The organism is Aeromonas sp. 600479 (assembly GCF_049175515.1).
GTDB classification, from domain to species: domain Bacteria; phylum Pseudomonadota; class Gammaproteobacteria; order Enterobacterales; family Aeromonadaceae; genus Aeromonas; species Aeromonas veronii_A.
Genome location: NZ_JAAKVF010000018.1, coordinates 18,736 through 32,772 on the forward strand (window position 1 = coordinate 18,736; position 14,037 = coordinate 32,772).

The following is a 14,037-nucleotide window of genomic DNA, read 5'->3' on the forward strand; positions in this document are numbered from 1 at the left end:
GTTATTGAGTCACCTGAGAACCAGTTTTCGCTAACTCCCTCCACCAACTGCCACAACCTCACCGAACGGGTCTTTCTGGCCCGCTCAACCGCTTCTCGCCGGTTGATAACAAAACCCCTCTACTGATGACAAAAAACCATCGCCGATGATGGGTTTTGCGAAAAACTGACTGCCAGCCAATTCGTCACGCCGTGTCGCGGCCTGTTTGGATAATCCGCGACACGGTTATTCCCCTTCTGTGATGGTATGCACGAACACGACAAGATTGCTCAGCGCCTCGGTATGCTCCTCACCCGCCTCTACAGCGGTGAGAAGCTACACCTGAGTGATCTGGCCACCGAGTACAACGTCACCGTGCGCACCCTGCAGCGGGATTTCAATCAACGCCTCAACTATCTACCGATAGAGCACCGCAGCCAGCAATACTGGCTGGATCCTGAGTTTCTCAATCACAAGAACGACAGAAAACTGCGAAAGCTGGCCGAACAGTTGGGTATCACCGACCTGTTCCCCCGCGCCAGTGAACATCGTCTGGGTCAGGTGCTGGACAGAGACACCCCAAGCCTCTTCGCCATCAAGGGATTCGATGCCCAGTCTACCGACTCACTGAGCCACCAGTTACCGGTATTAGAGCAGGCAATGACCCAGCATCTGCAATGCTGGCTCATCACCAAAGACCAGCGCAAGCAGCTGTTTAGCCCCTATCAGCTCGTCAACTACAAGGGCACCTGGCACTTGGTCGGCGTCAGCGAGGGGAGATTGCAAGCCTATCCGCTGAGCAACATCACACTGGTTGAGCTATCGCAACAGACCTTTACCCGTGATGCGCTCATTCAACGACAAATCGATACCGACCCGACGCTCTGGCGCTCCGGCATGATCGAGGTGCTCCTCAAGGCCAGTGCCGCCATCGCCATCAACTTTCAGTATCGCCCGTTGCTGCCTGAGCAAGAGATTGTCAAAACCCTGGATGACGGTGCGCTGTTATTGAGCAGTCGCGTACTCGATGCCAATCAAATTCTGCCCGTCATCAAATCCTGGATGCCGGGGCTCACCGTGATCTCGCCCGGTTTTATCCATGAGCAGATCGTCCGTGATTTACGCCATCTATTGACCCTGATGAGTCAGGCTCCACCCTGATTCATTTGTGACAAAGATCCCAGTTTATACATCTGGCGACAGCGCCTGACATGCCGCGACACCACCTGTCGCCGCAGTTTTGCATTGTCGTCAACCATCAAGCAGTAGCAATCCAAGGAGTGATGCATGAGTAAAATGATCCAAATGAAAGAGTCCACCGCAAAGCGCGAGGTGAAGCAGGAATACGGCCTGACCGAAACGGATGGCCAGGCTTTCTGGGATCGGGTGAACCGGGTGATCGGTGAATCCCGAGAGGAAGTCGATAATGAAGACCGCGTTCCTGCCGGATATGAAGTATATCGATAACGTCAACGCGTACATGTTAGTTGGTCATTAGTTGACTCCTGTGAGCGATATCTGCCACGAAACGCTCGTAACGACAAAGCGGCCAGTTCTACTGGCCTCTTTTTTTGGACCGTTCGACAGCACAGGCTGAGATCACACCAGTGAGCAATACCGGGGTAATCCCCGCATGGCTAGGCACCAGTATCGCGGTTTAGCGACCCAATGAGCCGTTTTGGCTGCGCCGCCCTCCAAACCTCCGCAACAAGATCATCCTGGCCTTCTCGGCCTGCTAAAACGTTCCTCCCTTTGCTGCCTGCTTTTGCCACCGGATTCCATAAAAGCAAAGGGGCCAGTTCGCACTGGCCCCCCTTACTCTTAAAACTGCTCGATGTGTGTCGTCTCCTCCGGTGTTTCCGATGTGGGGGGGGCGCTGATGCTGCCCGCCTTGCTGTTTGAGAATCGGCTAAAAATTCGCTTTGATGGTTCGCATTTTGGCAGCGACCCCTTCAGGCTGTCACTCTCTCCGGCATGGCTACTGACGACCTCACCAGTACTGCCAAACAATCGATTCAAATAGAACGAGTAAACGCCACTATCCACACCCGCTACCTTGATCTTTCTTACATAGCGGTCTGGTGCATACCTCTCAAGATACTGGTTATCGAACAACCATGCTTTAACAGCTTCACCCATGCTCGGAACCAGTTTGTCGAACTGCTCCTTAAAGATGTAACACCGTTCGCCTTCTATGAAGCCTAGGAGCTCCCTCGTTACAACGGCTGGCTTGCCAAGGTGAATTTTATGTCGTTGGAGCGCTACCGTATTCTTGAATTGGGTAGCGGCTCGGGTGACGTCATCCAGTTGCTCCTCCAAGGACGCAACCCAGCGATTGGCACCCTCAAGCACGGCGGCCTCCACCTCATTCTCGGTATAGGGCAACACACCCAGCTCGATACTATACAAGCCGGTAGCCAGCGTGATAGCGAAGAAATCCAGGCCACGACGAACCAGAGGTGAATCCATCGCGCCATTGACCATCTGCATCAGGCGCTCGGCACACTCATGAACCCGGTTGCGAACTAACTCTTGCAAAGCCTCATAAGAAGTGGCCTCCGGCAAGTTCAACAGCCCTTGTGCCAAAGCCGGAAGGGCTGTGCCGTAGTATTGACCACAGGCCGCTTTGAGTTGGTCAATCCGGGCTTTGGCTTGGGCCAGGGTTTCGTCGGGCAATTTCGCATCATCGGGGTGAACCTCGATGTTGAGCATCCGCACATAGACACCGGAATTGGCGCTGCCACCCGTTTTCCTCAGATAGTCATCTGTGCTGAGTTCACCAGTGGATATAATACAGAGGATGGCTGAGTCTTGATCCTCCTTCTCATCCCCACCCGTTTCACACCTTCCTTTGGTTTTCCCATTGGATAGGGCATAGATGGTTCCGTCGAAATTTTTGCTGTTGTGTGACCCAAGCTCATCCAGTACTAACCCCATACCGTGGTGACTTTTTGCCACAGCAAACAGCCAATTCGTCGTGCCATGCCACTTCCTGATAGCAGACCCACCATCTTTGCTTGGGTCAGTAGCTCGTCCTACGACACTCTGTGCCATCTGCGCCCGAGTCGTCTTGCCGCCTGAGCTGAGCCCATGCAAGTGAACAATAACCGTCCCCTCCTTCAGGAGGTTCAACAATACATTCCCAAGCATCGCCAAAATCGGAAAAATCATGTTAGTGAGCTGCCGGACAGGCCCAGCCACATGCTCTTGCCATTCCAGCAAGGTGCCTTGTGCTCTCAGTTGCGGCAATGCTTTACGGATTTGATAGCTGAGCTTGGTTTCCGGGGTTCCAATGTTCCGCTGTAGCACGGTCTCATGCGATATATAGATCAACTTTCCAGAGATAAATCCAGCCTGCTCAACGCGATAAATTGGCTCAATTGAGTTCCATCTTGAGCAGTGGTTCATAAACCGAGAAAGCTGCCGATCGTCATGACCATAATACCCAACACGTAGCTCACCCAACTGGACCTTGACCCTTTTCAAGTCATGCAGGACATCATCAAGCAGGACTGTAAAGACATGTGGCTTACCATCATAGCCAATGCAGACCAACACCAACCCTTTGAACTGATTGTTATTATCAATAATGCAATTGAGCGGAAGGATTAACGTATCGAACAGCTCAACGGGCTTCCTTCCTTCAAGGTTCACCACTTTCAGGTCAGGGCTAACAACGTAGTGCTCGGGTAACAGACTGGATTTCATCCATGTTTGGAGTTCATCAATGGTATACGACAGATGAGTACCATCCGACCTGATGGGACGCTCAGAAGAGCCCTTCCCCTGATTAAGGGCTAGCCCCTCTTCGGATGCCAGATAGGTCGCTTCTTGAGACCACTGATGGATACGCGCCAGTTCTTGCAGCGCTAAGTTTTGATGGCTGCAATAGGGTTCGTTGGGCACTAATAAAGCTGACTCTGATGGCCGAACTACCGGAGCGATAGCAGAGACAGGCACTGATTCTGGCGCGGATGCCTCCTGAATGGGGCCTAATGCCGAACCTGTCGGCGATACACCCTGACCAGCACTATTGGGGGCTCCTAGAGACCCATTACGGGACTCCTCAATAGAACGGAAACGATTCTGTTTGCAGTTATCATTTGTTTTTGAAAGACTCATAATTCTCTATGGGGGAGGCTCCCTCCCCCATCTCCTAAAGTTGGTTAGCAGGTGAGGTTGGGGAGGTCCCAGACGGTGTGAAGTGCGTCAACGGCCTTGACCAACGTCTTATCGTGGTACCTGGCGTACCTTTCAGTCATCCGAGGAGAGCTGTGGCCCAAGACTTTCTGCAAGACATCGAGCGAACAGCCCTTGTTCAGCAGTGAAGTCGCGACGGTATGACGGGCATCGTGGATGCGTACCTCTGTTAGCCCACAATCATTGCAGACTCGGTACCAATACCGACGTGGTTCTGAAATTTGAGAGACACCGTCCTGGCCTCGAAACAGCAGACCAGTCGTGCCATGGCGCTGGAGTTGAAGTCGAATTAACCCCAGAGCGAATTGATTAAGCGGTATTAACCTTTCCCGACCAGACTTACTGGTAGGTAGGTACGCTATCTGTCGATTGAGATCGCAATCTTGCAGCTTTAGAGCTCTGGCTTCTCCCATCCGGGAGCCCGTTGCGAACAGGAAGAGCAACAGACGAGCCTTTTCTTCGTCAATGTCTTCCATCAAGCGAGCGACCAGCTTATTGACTGTCTCATCGGGTAAGCCCTTGGGAGGCAGGACAGGCTCGTATTTGGCGGGTATACCTGCTGCGGGAGACGATTTGAGTATGCCGCGCTCCACTGCGAAGGTCGCAATAGCCTTAATCTGCGCTAGGTAGCGATTCACCGTAGCAACAGATTTGGTTTTAGCTTGCTCCGCTTGAAAGCGCTCGATGTCATCACGAATGACACGGTTCAGTGGCTTGTGCCCTAAAGCTGCTACGATTGGCTTTATACGGGACTTTATAGTCCTGATAGAACGATGAGTTTCCTGCACTGTGGGTAGGTAATCATCATAAATGAAGCGCTCTACCGATAAACTAGCGCGATAGGCTTGCTTGAATCCATCAGGATCTGTGATGAGCTCCGCCATCAGTTTACGTGCTTTATCGCGTATCACTTTGAGGCTAGCCTCACTGGTGCTCGCGATCCTAAACCGATAACGCTGATTGTTTCTGTGCACATTGAAGTAGCCGACCCTGGCACCAGATTGATATGTGACCCATGCGAGCCAAGGGACGTACTCGTCTTTCACCTCTTTTTGTTTGGAGACGTGTTCTCCACACGACCCCAGTCTGCTTTTAGCAGTTGGCGTTGACACTTCGCTGCTCACAACTACCTCTCTAACCATAACCGCCGGGATTGACGGTTATGGGAGGCATTTTGCATTTTCATAGCCAAAGAACAACCGCTCAAAAAATGAGCAAGGCATTGATATTTAATGCATTTTTTATGTGTGAAGGTTCTGAAGGCCGTCTGGAGAGGCGATTCAGAGGCAAATTTCAGATCCCGCTTTGGAGACCGACTTTCTGAATCTCGTGACAAACGCTCCTGATTTGCTGGGATGATCGTGATTTGCCTACATAAAAACACTTGTCGATTGAGTCCTTTTGCGAGGTGTAACCAAAATTCATTTTTGTGATGTTTATCACAATAAATTTAAGTTTCCCCGCCGAAACACCATCACTTCTCTTCTTCACAGGGACGCTGAGGAGCTGACGACCGGAGGTACAGAGGCAGCGACACAGCAAACCCTGTCTGGTCAATTTCTGGTAACTTTTCAGCGCACAAAAAACATGCAGGTTAGTTCATCCGTTTTTTGACAAAAAATGGGCTCACGTGTTGGAGGCTCGGGATGGGTGAGAGAGCGAAAAGGCAATTCTATAAAGGGAAAAATCCTCGATAGGAGAACCTACCGACAACCGGATCCCGGTGTTGGGTCAGGAGCTCCTTGCACACTATCTCGCCACTTAGTTCACCCTATGCAAAAACATGCCAGAAACTGGGTCTACAAGGTTGACACCCCAGTCCAGAAAGGGTTTAATGCGCGCCGTTGCCCAGATAGCTCAGTCGGTAGAGCAGGGGATTGAAAATCCCCGTGTCGGCGGTTCGATTCCGTCTCTGGGCACCACAATTCCTCCTTAGTTCAGTCGGTAGAACGGCGGACTGTTAATCCGTATGTCACTGGTTCAAGTCCAGTAGGAGGAGCCAAATTCGAAAAGCCCGCTCAATCGAGCGGGCTTTTTCATTTCTAGTTGCTGTTGCATGCCGCCAAAAAGAGCGTCGCACCACAGGTGGCACTGAACAACAGCATTCCGGTCTGCAGCATGTTGCCAGGGCAGGGCTTCTTTTCTCTTTTTCTGGCCCTGATCCACTTCGGTTTCATCACGTTTCCTTATCCATTTTGTCGCACTCCTGTGCAGGCTCGCCATCTTTGTTGAATGGCGCGATGGCGTCAATCTCCCTCGCAAAACAATTAATTCAGCACAGTTGAACCGTGTCTTCTCTGGAGATGTTTCGACCTTTAAGCCATTGTAAACATTTTGGAAAACCGGAGTGACCCTGGTGCAGGGCGGGGATATGATGAGATCAATGATGTTCCCATCCTGACGGAGAGATCCCAGATGAACAGCCCCTTGAGCTATGTACTGGACGGCATCCACTGCGAGCCGCACTTTTTTAACGTTCCCCTCGATCATGATGAGCTGGATGGCGACAGCATTACCCTGTTTGGCCGCACCCTCTGTCGCAAAGACAAGCTCGATGAGAAGCTACCCTGGCTGCTGTTTCTGCAAGGAGGGCCGGGATTCGGGGCGCCGCGCCCGACGGCCAATAGTGGTTGGCTCAAGCGGGCGTTGCAGGAGTTCAGAGTGCTGCTGCTGGATCAGCGTGGCACCGGGATGTCGAGCCCCATCCATGGACATACTCTGGCCAATATGACACCTGTCGAACAGGCAGAGTATCTCAGCCATTTTCGCGCTGATAGCATCGTACATGATGCCGAGTTCATCCGGCAGGAGCTGAGTCCCAAGCATCGCTGGAGCTTGCTTGGTCAGAGTTTTGGCGGCTTCTGCTGCCTGACTTATCTCTCGCTCTTTCCCGACAGCCTGCGGGAGGTCTATATCACCGGCGGTATAGCGCCAATTGGTCGCAGTGCCGAGGAGGTCTACCGCGCCACCTACCAGCGGGTGGCCGACAAGAACCACGCCTTCTTCGCCCGCTTCCCCCACGCTCAGGGGATTGCCAACCGGCTGGCTAACCATCTGCACCAGCATGATGTGCGGCTGCCCAACGGCCAGCGCCTGACGGTGGAGCAGTTCCAGCAGCAAGGGCTGGATCTCGGTGCTACGGGGGCCTTCGAGGAACTCTATTACCTGCTGGAAGAGGCTTTTATCGGCGACAAGCTGAGTCCGGCCTTTCTCTATCAGGTGCAGAGCATGCAGCCATTCAACACCAACCCGCTGTTTGCCATCCTGCACGAGGCTATCTACGCCGAGGGGGAGGCGACTCGCTGGGCGGCGGATCGGGTCAGAGGGGAATTCCCGGCGGTGAACTGGGCACCTGGAAAGGATTTCGCCTTCACCGGCGAGATGGTTTACCCCTGGATGTTCGAGCAGTTCCGCGAGTTGCTGCCCCTGAAAGAGGCGGCTCATCTGCTGGCCAACAAGGCGGACTGGGGCACGCTCTATGACCCGGCCAAGCTTGCCCGCAACAAGGTGCCGGTAGCCTGCGCCGTCTATGCCGAGGATATGTATGTGGAGTTTGACTACAGTCGCGAGACCCTGCGTGGCCTGGGTAGCAGCCGTGCCTGGATCACCAACGAGTATGAGCACAACGGTTTGCGCGCCGATGGTGAAGCTATTCTTGATCGTCTGATCGCGTTGAATCGAGACCGTTAATTGCCGTTATCTGCAACCCGCGCGGGAGTTTGGACTCCCGCGCGGGTTGTTATGAAAGCGTGACTCCCTGAACCTTGGCCCGCGTCACCTGACGATGAGAGGATAGCGGGCTGATTAATTTCCCCCTCTTTCACTGTTTCTGCCGATCCCTCACCATATACTTGCCAAACGACTCTGAATTGAGCGGCAGTCAAATCGATTGACCAGCCCTTGCTCGTTACCATTAGAAAGTCGCTCTACCGCTCTGTATCCCGCGTATCAGATATGCCATCTCTGCATGCCCCACTATCAGGGGGATGGGATGGTTGTGCTTTTCAATCAAGATAAGGATGTATGATGAGAAAGTCTCTGTTGGCCTGCTCCCTGTTGCTGTGCCCTGTCGTGTTTGCTGCCGCCCCCCATTGGGAATATAGCGGTGAGGCGGGGCCTGCCCACTGGGCCAAGCTGACCCCTGAGTTTGGTCAGTGTGCGGGCAGCAATCAGTCGCCGGTTGACCTGAGCGGATTGGTCGAGGCCAAACTGGCCCCGCTGGTACTCCACTATCAGGCGGGTGGCAACACAGTGGTCAACAACGGTCATACCGTGCAGGTCGGTTATGCCCCGGGCAGCACCTTGCAACTCGATGGCACCACGTTTGAACTCAAGCAGTTTCACTTCCACGCCCCGAGTGAGAACCTCATCGAGGGCAAATCCTATCCGCTGGAAGGGCATTTGGTACACGTCAGTGACAAGGGAGAGATCGCCGTGGTGGCGGTGATGTTCGAGGCTGGCAAGGCCAATCCGGCACTGGCGGCAGCCTGGGGTGAACTACCGGCCAAGGTGGGGGAGATCCACACCCTCAAGGCACCGCTCTCTGCTGAGCAACTACTGCCCGAGAATCGTGACTACTATCGCTTCAGCGGCTCCCTTACTACGCCTCCATGCTCGGAAGGAGTGCGCTGGCTGGTGATGAAGCAGCCGGTTGAGGTCAGTCAGGCCCAGATCGACGCCTTCAAGGCGGTGATGCACCACCCCAACAACCGGCCGGTGCAACCGCTCAATGGGCGCGTGGTCCTGCAATAACACAGCGTTGCAATAGCACAGTAGATAGCAAAAACAACAAGAGGGCCGTCAGGCCCTCTTTTACATGGCGAGGTATCGGTGTGCGATTACAGGCTGGCAGCGATGCGGGCGCCGAGGGCCGCGTTGTTCAGTACCAGCTGGATGTTGGCTGCCAGCGAGTTGCCGCCGGTCAGTTCGCAGACGCGGGCCAGCAGGAAGGGGGTTGACGCCTTGCCCTTGATCCCCTGCTCGTCCGCTTCATGGAGCGCTCGGGCGATGGCCGCGTCGATATCGGCTTTCGGCATGGCGTGTGCGGTCGGGATGGGGTTGGCCACTACGGCGCCGCCCGCCAGTCCCAGCTCCCACTTGAGGCGCAGCGCCTCGGCGATGGCTGCCGGGGTATCGAGGCGATAGTCAACCTTGAAGCCGCTCTCGCGGGTGTAGAAGGCGGGCAGCTCGCCCGTTTGATAGCCGATCACCGGCACGCCCTGGGTCTCCAGATACTCCAGCGTCAGGCCGATATCGAGGATCGACTTGGCACCGGCGCAGACTACGGCCACCGGCGTTTGTGCCAGCTCCTGCAGGTCGGCTGAGATATCGAAGGTCTCCTGCGCACCGCGATGTACCCCGCCAATGCCACCGGTGGCAAAGACCCGGATCCCCGCCATGGCGGCGATGATCATGGTGGAGGCGACGGTGGTGGCGCCCATTCCCTTGCGTGCCAGCACGAACGGAATATCCCGGCGGCTGCACTTGGTTACGTCGTGGCCTGCCCGGCCCAGCGCTTCCAGAGCCCCCGCATCGAGACCCACCTTGAGGCGGCCGTCGAGGATGGCGATAGTGGCTGGAATAGCGCCGTTATCGCGTACCACTTGCTCTACCTGACGGGCCGTCTCCACGTTCTGCGGATAGGGCATGCCGTGGGAGATAATGGTGGATTCGAGGGCAACGACCGGTTTGCCAGCGGCCAGCGCGGCAGCAACTTCCGGTTGGATATCGAGGTAAGTATTCAGCATGGGTACTCCTCCAGTATGCGGTCAACGGCGGTTTTGCAGAGACCGGAAAAAACGGTATCGGAACAATTGACGGTGAGGGCGGCACAGCCCAGGGCAAAACGGGTGGTCTGTGTGATATCGAGATCTTGCAGCCAGGCGTGGGCGAGGCCGGCCATAAAGGCATCCCCGCCACCGGTGACGTTGAGCACCGGGCTGCCCAGTATCGGCAGGTGGCCCTGCTGCTCGCCGTCGCTATAGAAGATCCCCTGCTCACCCAGACTGAGGAACAATCGCTTGACTCCGGCGCGGTGGAACCAGGCGGCTACCATGGGCCAAGAGTCTGGCCCGGCGATGGTCATGCCACACAACTGTTCGGCTTCGCTGCGATTGGGTTTGAGGGTGTGGATCTTGCCGAGCCAGGGGCGGATCTTCTCCACCTTGGCCACCGAGACGGTATCGACAAAGATGGCGTGATCCCCCTGTCGTTCGAACAGCCAGTCGAGGGTGTGGATGGCCAGATTGGTGTCGAGCACCCAGAGCTTGGCACCCCCGAGAAAGCCGCCAAGGGGGGTCAGGCGGGCAGGGGTGAGCTGCTCTATGATAGCCATGTCGTTAATGGCGCAGCTCATTTCACCGCTCCCATCGTGAATGCTGAGGTAGCAGGAGGTCGCGTGACCATCGAGCACCAGGGTCTGGCGTACATCGACGCCGGCTCGTTGACTCACCTCTAGCAGATGGTGACCATACTGGTCGTTGCCGACGGCAGTCAGCAACCGGGTATCGCTCCCTAATCGCGCCAGATTCTCGGCGATATTGCGGCCGACACCACCGGCTGAAGTGCGCACTTTGCCCGGGTTGGAGTCACCGAGCAGCAGGTTGTCGTGGCTGGTACCGCATATATCCATATTGGCACCGCCGATCACGACTACATAGGGCCCCTCTCGCAGTACATAGCCTCTGCCCTGCACATATCCCTGCCGGATCAGGCTGGAGATATGGCTGGCCAGCGCAGAGCGGCTAATGCCGAGGTTGTCGGCCAGATCCTGCTGGGCAATCATGGGATCCTGACGCAACAGGGCGAGGATCTCTTGTTCACGCTCGGTCATAGACAAATATCCATTTAAAAACGTTTGTCTATTATTGCTGATAAACGTTTTCTAGCTATCGAGTTATACAAAATTTGTCGGTTCGCGCACAAAAAAACGTCATGTGGGTTGGTTGGTGAACGGGTAAGCGGCCGAAGTATTTTTCACCGGGCTGGCGTTCCATTGCGGCTTATAATGGCCGCAGCAAGATTAAGAGGAGAGATAATGGAAAAGAGTGCATTCTGCTGTGTGGGGCTGGTCAATCCCAAGTCCCCGGAAAATGTCGGCTCGGTGATGCGGGCTGCGGGTTGCTACGGAGTGGATGAGGTCTACTACACCGGCAACCGATTCGAGCTGGCACGCCGCTTTGCCACTGATACCAAGCAGATGGTGGAGAAGATCCCGCTGCTCGGGGTGGATGACCTGATGGCGTTTATCCCGCAAGGTTGTGTGCCCGTGGTGGTCGATCTGATCGACGGAGCCACGCCGCTCCCGGACTACGTTCATCCGGAGCGTGCCTTCTATATCTTCGGACCGGAGGATGGCACACTCGATCCCGCACTCTACGGGGCGGTGAAAGATGTGGTTTATGTGCCGACCCGGGGTTGCATGAATCTGGCTGCCTCGGTCAATGTGATCCTCTATGATCGGTTGGCCAAGGGAATGAGGGGAGAGTAATTAGCGCAACGCTATCACTCAGTTGCAGGGCTGGTCGCCACTTTCTGCTCCAGCTCTTTGATAAAACCCTGATAGTAGTCATAGAGCTGATAGTGCTTATAGATCTCTGCCAAAGCCCCGCTGCGGATCAACTGAACCATCTCCTTATCCCAGAGCTGCAACATCCGGTTGCCTTGCTGGGTATTGGCAAAGATGGGATAGGTCGGGATCCAGCGCAGGAAGACACGATGCAGCTCGGGAGGGATAGCCTCATCCACATAGAGCACGCCGGCAGTCAGGTAATAACGATAACGCTCTTTACCGAGCAGTTGCAGAGCCAGCTCATCGCTATCAATTTCATGCCACAGCATGTTGACCGTAATGTATTTGTCGAATGCCCAGCCTCGTTGCCATATCACGGTTTGCCCTTCCAGACTTTGCTCTCCCTGCCACTGGGGCTGCCATTTTTTGAGCATGAATACGGTCAGGTCATCGGCTGATGCCGCATAGCGAGGCTGTTGTACGCCGGAGACTTCATCGCGATATACCCCCATGGCGATATCTCCTCCTTTTTTAGCAATAATCGCGAGGGCACGCTTATAGGGCACAATATGGGGGATGACCTGGTAACCGTGAGGCTGGTAGATGGCTCGCACCAGATCAAGATAAAGGCCTTTGCCATCCTTTTGACAAAAACCGGGCCAATCATCGCAATAAACGTCAATAGACTCTGCCCGGCAATTAACCGCAGTACACAGACAACAGAGCAACAGACAGATGCGTAGCATGGTCAGAGCTGGCCTCATTGGGGTAGAGGAAAAACACTCATGACCTACTTTATACCATGGCATTGATGGTGACGGCGTACAGAAAAAATCCATGATGTTCATTTTGCGACAGGGTCGAGGGTTATTTTCAATCTGATGGTTATGATGGTCTCAAGATTCAATAGCACCCCAATCAGTAGAGGAGACTGCGTTATGCCATCGATCAAAACTCTGCTTTGTCCTGTCGATTTTTCCCAAATGTCCCGGACTGTACTCGACTATGCCGTATTCATGGCGCAGAGCCATCAGGCCCAGCTCAAGCTGATCCATGTCGTTGACCAACTACACGGCTTTGACAGTTACAAAATTCTTCATATGACCGCTGTTGAGATCACTCACGAAATGGAGCGTCAGGCCAGAACCCAACTCAAGGAACTGATTGCAACCCTCCCTATCCCGGCTACGTTTGACATTCGTTTTGGCCGAGCGGCGGATGAAATCATTATTCAGGCCAAGGAAGACGAGGTTGAACTTATCGTCATGGGCAGCCACGGTCGTTCCGGTATCAGTCATCTGCTGGTAGGCAGCGTTGCCGAGTCCGTGGTGCGTCATGCTCCGTGTCCGGTACTGGTGGTGCGCCAATGATTCACTGTATAGCAACACAATAAAAAACAAGGCCAGCAAGAGCTGGCCTTGTTTTTTATTGTGTTACTGCTAGCCGTGAGCGTAGATGACACTTCCCCCTTTTATGGTATCTATGATGGCCCTGGCCTGCTCCTTTGGCAGGGCTGGGCAGCCCCAGCTGCGGCCCAGTCTGTCATGTTTACGCAGATGGTTTGGGCTGGCATAGGCGGCGCCGTGTACTACGATTGCGCGTTTGCGGGCATTGCAATTTTTGCCTGGTGACAAGCCATCAAGTCGAAGTGAATAGCCATGTTTGCCCAGATAGGTCTCTGCTGTGCGGTATACTCCGAGAGAGCTTTGCCGGGAGTTGAGCTGATTGGAGAAGCGTTCCGCGGCCAGTTCGCCGGAGTTTCGGCCATGACTGACCCAGGTGTGATAAAGCAGTTTGTGGCGTTTCATGTCGATTACGAACAGCCTGCGTTGAGTCGAAGGCTTGCTGTAATCAATGATGGTCAGGATGGTTTTTTGCTTGCTGCGTACGCTTTGATAGCTGACAAGGGCTTTTTGAAAGGTTTGTCTGTCGAGTTTACCGGCAAGTCCAAGCTGCTGGTAGAGATGGCGCTCACTACTGGCTGCGCTATTCCCGCTCCAGCCGATGCTCACCAGCAACAGTAACACTGACCATAGTGGCCTCCACCGTTTTCCGAGTAACTCTGTCATCCTTGATCCCCTCTTTGCGCATCCTTGCCTGTCAAACGGGCTGAAATTACAGCTATCCGCTCGATAGTTATATGCAAGACCATGAAAACGCGCAATAAAAAAACGGCCGCAGAGCGGCCGGAAGAAAATAAAATAGTAGACATAGATATTACAGGGTATAACTGACTTCCAATCACTTGGAAGCAGTAGTGCAGAGCAACAGCAGCAACAGTGTTATCGCTGTTATTGCTCAGATAGTTGGTGGCATAGCCACCAACTGAATCGAGCTGGTTCAGTTTT

General features: G+C 54.3%; 13 protein-coding genes and 2 tRNA genes. 8 read left to right on the plus strand and 7 right to left on the minus strand.

Translation table 11 applies throughout. The features are described from left to right. Positions 1-246 precede the first annotated feature (246 nt). Both G5149_RS16965 and G5149_RS16970 read left to right on the plus strand, forming a co-directional pair. Positions 247-1,140, plus strand: coding sequence for a helix-turn-helix transcriptional regulator (locus tag G5149_RS16965; RefSeq protein WP_421213083.1), 894 nt, complete (start codon positions 247-249; stop codon positions 1,138-1,140). Positions 1,141-1,266: 126 nt separating this feature from the next. Beyond that, the gene (locus G5149_RS16970) at positions 1,267-1,446 is read left to right on the plus strand and encodes a hypothetical protein (protein WP_029304370.1); all 180 of its coding nucleotides are present in this window, start codon (positions 1,267-1,269) and stop codon (positions 1,444-1,446) included. A 354-nt stretch (positions 1,447-1,800) separates the two neighbouring features. Here G5149_RS16970 and G5149_RS16975 read toward each other — a convergent pair whose 3' ends face one another. Next, on the minus strand, positions 1,801-4,101 hold the full coding sequence (locus G5149_RS16975; RefSeq protein WP_421213084.1) for a DUF927 domain-containing protein: 2,301 nt from the start codon (positions 4,099-4,101) through the stop codon (positions 1,801-1,803). 44 nt (positions 4,102-4,145) lie between these two features. Further along, positions 4,146-5,303 (minus strand): tyrosine-type recombinase/integrase, encoded by a 1,158-nt coding sequence (locus G5149_RS16980; protein ID WP_223952007.1) that lies wholly within the window; start codon positions 5,301-5,303, stop codon positions 4,146-4,148. Between the two features lie 722 nt (positions 5,304-6,025). Here G5149_RS16980 and G5149_RS16985 point away from each other — a divergent pair. Together G5149_RS16985 and G5149_RS16990 are read left to right on the plus strand one after the other, a co-directional pair. Continuing rightward, a tRNA-Phe gene (locus tag G5149_RS16985) sits at positions 6,026-6,101 on the plus strand. Positions 6,102-6,105: 4 nt separating this feature from the next. Next, positions 6,106-6,181 (plus strand) — tRNA-Asn (locus tag G5149_RS16990). On the opposite strand, the gene G5149_RS16995 is transcribed toward G5149_RS16990, so the two are convergent. After that, a complete protein-coding gene (locus G5149_RS16995) occupies positions 6,160-6,402 on the minus strand; it encodes a hypothetical protein (protein WP_421213085.1) in 243 nt (80 codons plus the stop codon). The two genes, G5149_RS16990 and G5149_RS16995, sit on opposite strands and share 22 nt — an antisense overlap. 192 nt (positions 6,403-6,594) lie before the next feature. Between G5149_RS16995 and G5149_RS17000 the strand changes: the two genes are divergently transcribed. Both G5149_RS17000 and G5149_RS17005 read left to right on the plus strand, forming a co-directional pair. Further along, on the plus strand, positions 6,595-7,869 hold the full coding sequence (locus G5149_RS17000) for an alpha/beta fold hydrolase (protein WP_337072497.1): 1,275 nt from the start codon (positions 6,595-6,597) through the stop codon (positions 7,867-7,869). Positions 7,870-8,205: 336 nt separating this feature from the next. Further along, positions 8,206-8,931, plus strand: a complete 726-nt coding sequence (locus tag G5149_RS17005) for a carbonic anhydrase family protein (RefSeq protein WP_337072496.1) — start codon at positions 8,206-8,208, stop codon at positions 8,929-8,931. 86 nt (positions 8,932-9,017) lie between these two features. On the opposite strand, the gene G5149_RS17010 is transcribed toward G5149_RS17005, so the two are convergent. Together G5149_RS17010 and G5149_RS17015 are read right to left on the minus strand one after the other, a co-directional pair. Continuing rightward, the gene (locus G5149_RS17010) at positions 9,018-9,926 is read right to left on the minus strand and encodes a pseudouridine-5'-phosphate glycosidase (RefSeq protein ID WP_005348314.1); all 909 of its coding nucleotides are present in this window, start codon (positions 9,924-9,926) and stop codon (positions 9,018-9,020) included. Then, positions 9,920-11,011, minus strand: coding sequence for a PfkB family carbohydrate kinase (locus tag G5149_RS17015; RefSeq protein ID WP_236348681.1), 1,092 nt, complete (start codon positions 11,009-11,011; stop codon positions 9,920-9,922). The genes G5149_RS17010 and G5149_RS17015 overlap by 7 nt, the downstream gene beginning before the upstream one ends. A gap of 204 nt (positions 11,012-11,215) precedes the next feature. On the opposite strand from G5149_RS17015, the gene G5149_RS17020 reads away from it, so the two are divergent. After that, a complete protein-coding gene (locus tag G5149_RS17020; protein WP_005348310.1) occupies positions 11,216-11,668 on the plus strand; it encodes an RNA methyltransferase in 453 nt (150 codons plus the stop codon). A gap of 14 nt (positions 11,669-11,682) precedes the next feature. Here G5149_RS17020 and G5149_RS17025 read toward each other — a convergent pair whose 3' ends face one another. Continuing rightward, positions 11,683-12,435, minus strand: coding sequence for a hypothetical protein (locus G5149_RS17025; RefSeq protein ID WP_337072506.1), 753 nt, complete (start codon positions 12,433-12,435; stop codon positions 11,683-11,685). 192 nt (positions 12,436-12,627) lie between these two features. Here G5149_RS17025 and G5149_RS17030 point away from each other — a divergent pair, with 192 nt between their 5' ends. Further along, positions 12,628-13,059, plus strand: a complete 432-nt coding sequence (locus G5149_RS17030) for a universal stress protein (protein WP_005348306.1) — start codon at positions 12,628-12,630, stop codon at positions 13,057-13,059. A 69-nt stretch (positions 13,060-13,128) separates the two neighbouring features. Here G5149_RS17030 and G5149_RS17035 read toward each other — a convergent pair whose 3' ends face one another. Then, complete coding sequence (locus tag G5149_RS17035) at positions 13,129-13,758, minus strand: murein L,D-transpeptidase catalytic domain family protein (RefSeq protein WP_337072495.1); 630 nt, start codon at positions 13,756-13,758, stop codon at positions 13,129-13,131. Positions 13,759-14,037 lie beyond the last annotated feature (279 nt).

Bases quoted from the DNA above. Each gene is read 5' to 3' on its own strand.
- G5149_RS16995 (WP_421213085.1), bottom strand. From the start codon at position 6,402: ATGGCGAGCCTGCACAGGAGTGCGACAAAATGGATAAGGAAACGTGAT.
- G5149_RS17035 (WP_337072495.1), bottom strand. From the start codon at position 13,758: ATGACAGAGTTACTCGGAAAACGGTGGAGGCCACTATGGTCAGTGTTA.
- G5149_RS17025 (WP_337072506.1), bottom strand. From the start codon at position 12,435: ATGCTACGCATCTGTCTGTTGCTCTGTTGTCTGTGTACTGCGGTTAAT.
- G5149_RS16970 (WP_029304370.1), top strand. From the start codon at position 1,267: ATGAGTAAAATGATCCAAATGAAAGAGTCCACCGCAAAGCGCGAGGTG.
- G5149_RS17005 (WP_337072496.1), top strand. From the start codon at position 8,206: ATGAGAAAGTCTCTGTTGGCCTGCTCCCTGTTGCTGTGCCCTGTCGTG.
- G5149_RS17020 (WP_005348310.1), top strand. From the start codon at position 11,216: ATGGAAAAGAGTGCATTCTGCTGTGTGGGGCTGGTCAATCCCAAGTCC.
- G5149_RS16965 (WP_421213083.1), top strand. From the start codon at position 247: ATGCACGAACACGACAAGATTGCTCAGCGCCTCGGTATGCTCCTCACC.
- G5149_RS17030 (WP_005348306.1), top strand. From the start codon at position 12,628: ATGCCATCGATCAAAACTCTGCTTTGTCCTGTCGATTTTTCCCAAATG.
- G5149_RS17000 (WP_337072497.1), top strand. From the start codon at position 6,595: ATGAACAGCCCCTTGAGCTATGTACTGGACGGCATCCACTGCGAGCCG.
- G5149_RS16975 (WP_421213084.1), bottom strand. From the start codon at position 4,101: ATGAGTCTTTCAAAAACAAATGATAACTGCAAACAGAATCGTTTCCGT.
- G5149_RS17015 (WP_236348681.1), bottom strand. From the start codon at position 11,011: ATGACCGAGCGTGAACAAGAGATCCTCGCCCTGTTGCGTCAGGATCCC.
- G5149_RS17010 (WP_005348314.1), bottom strand. From the start codon at position 9,926: ATGCTGAATACTTACCTCGATATCCAACCGGAAGTTGCTGCCGCGCTG.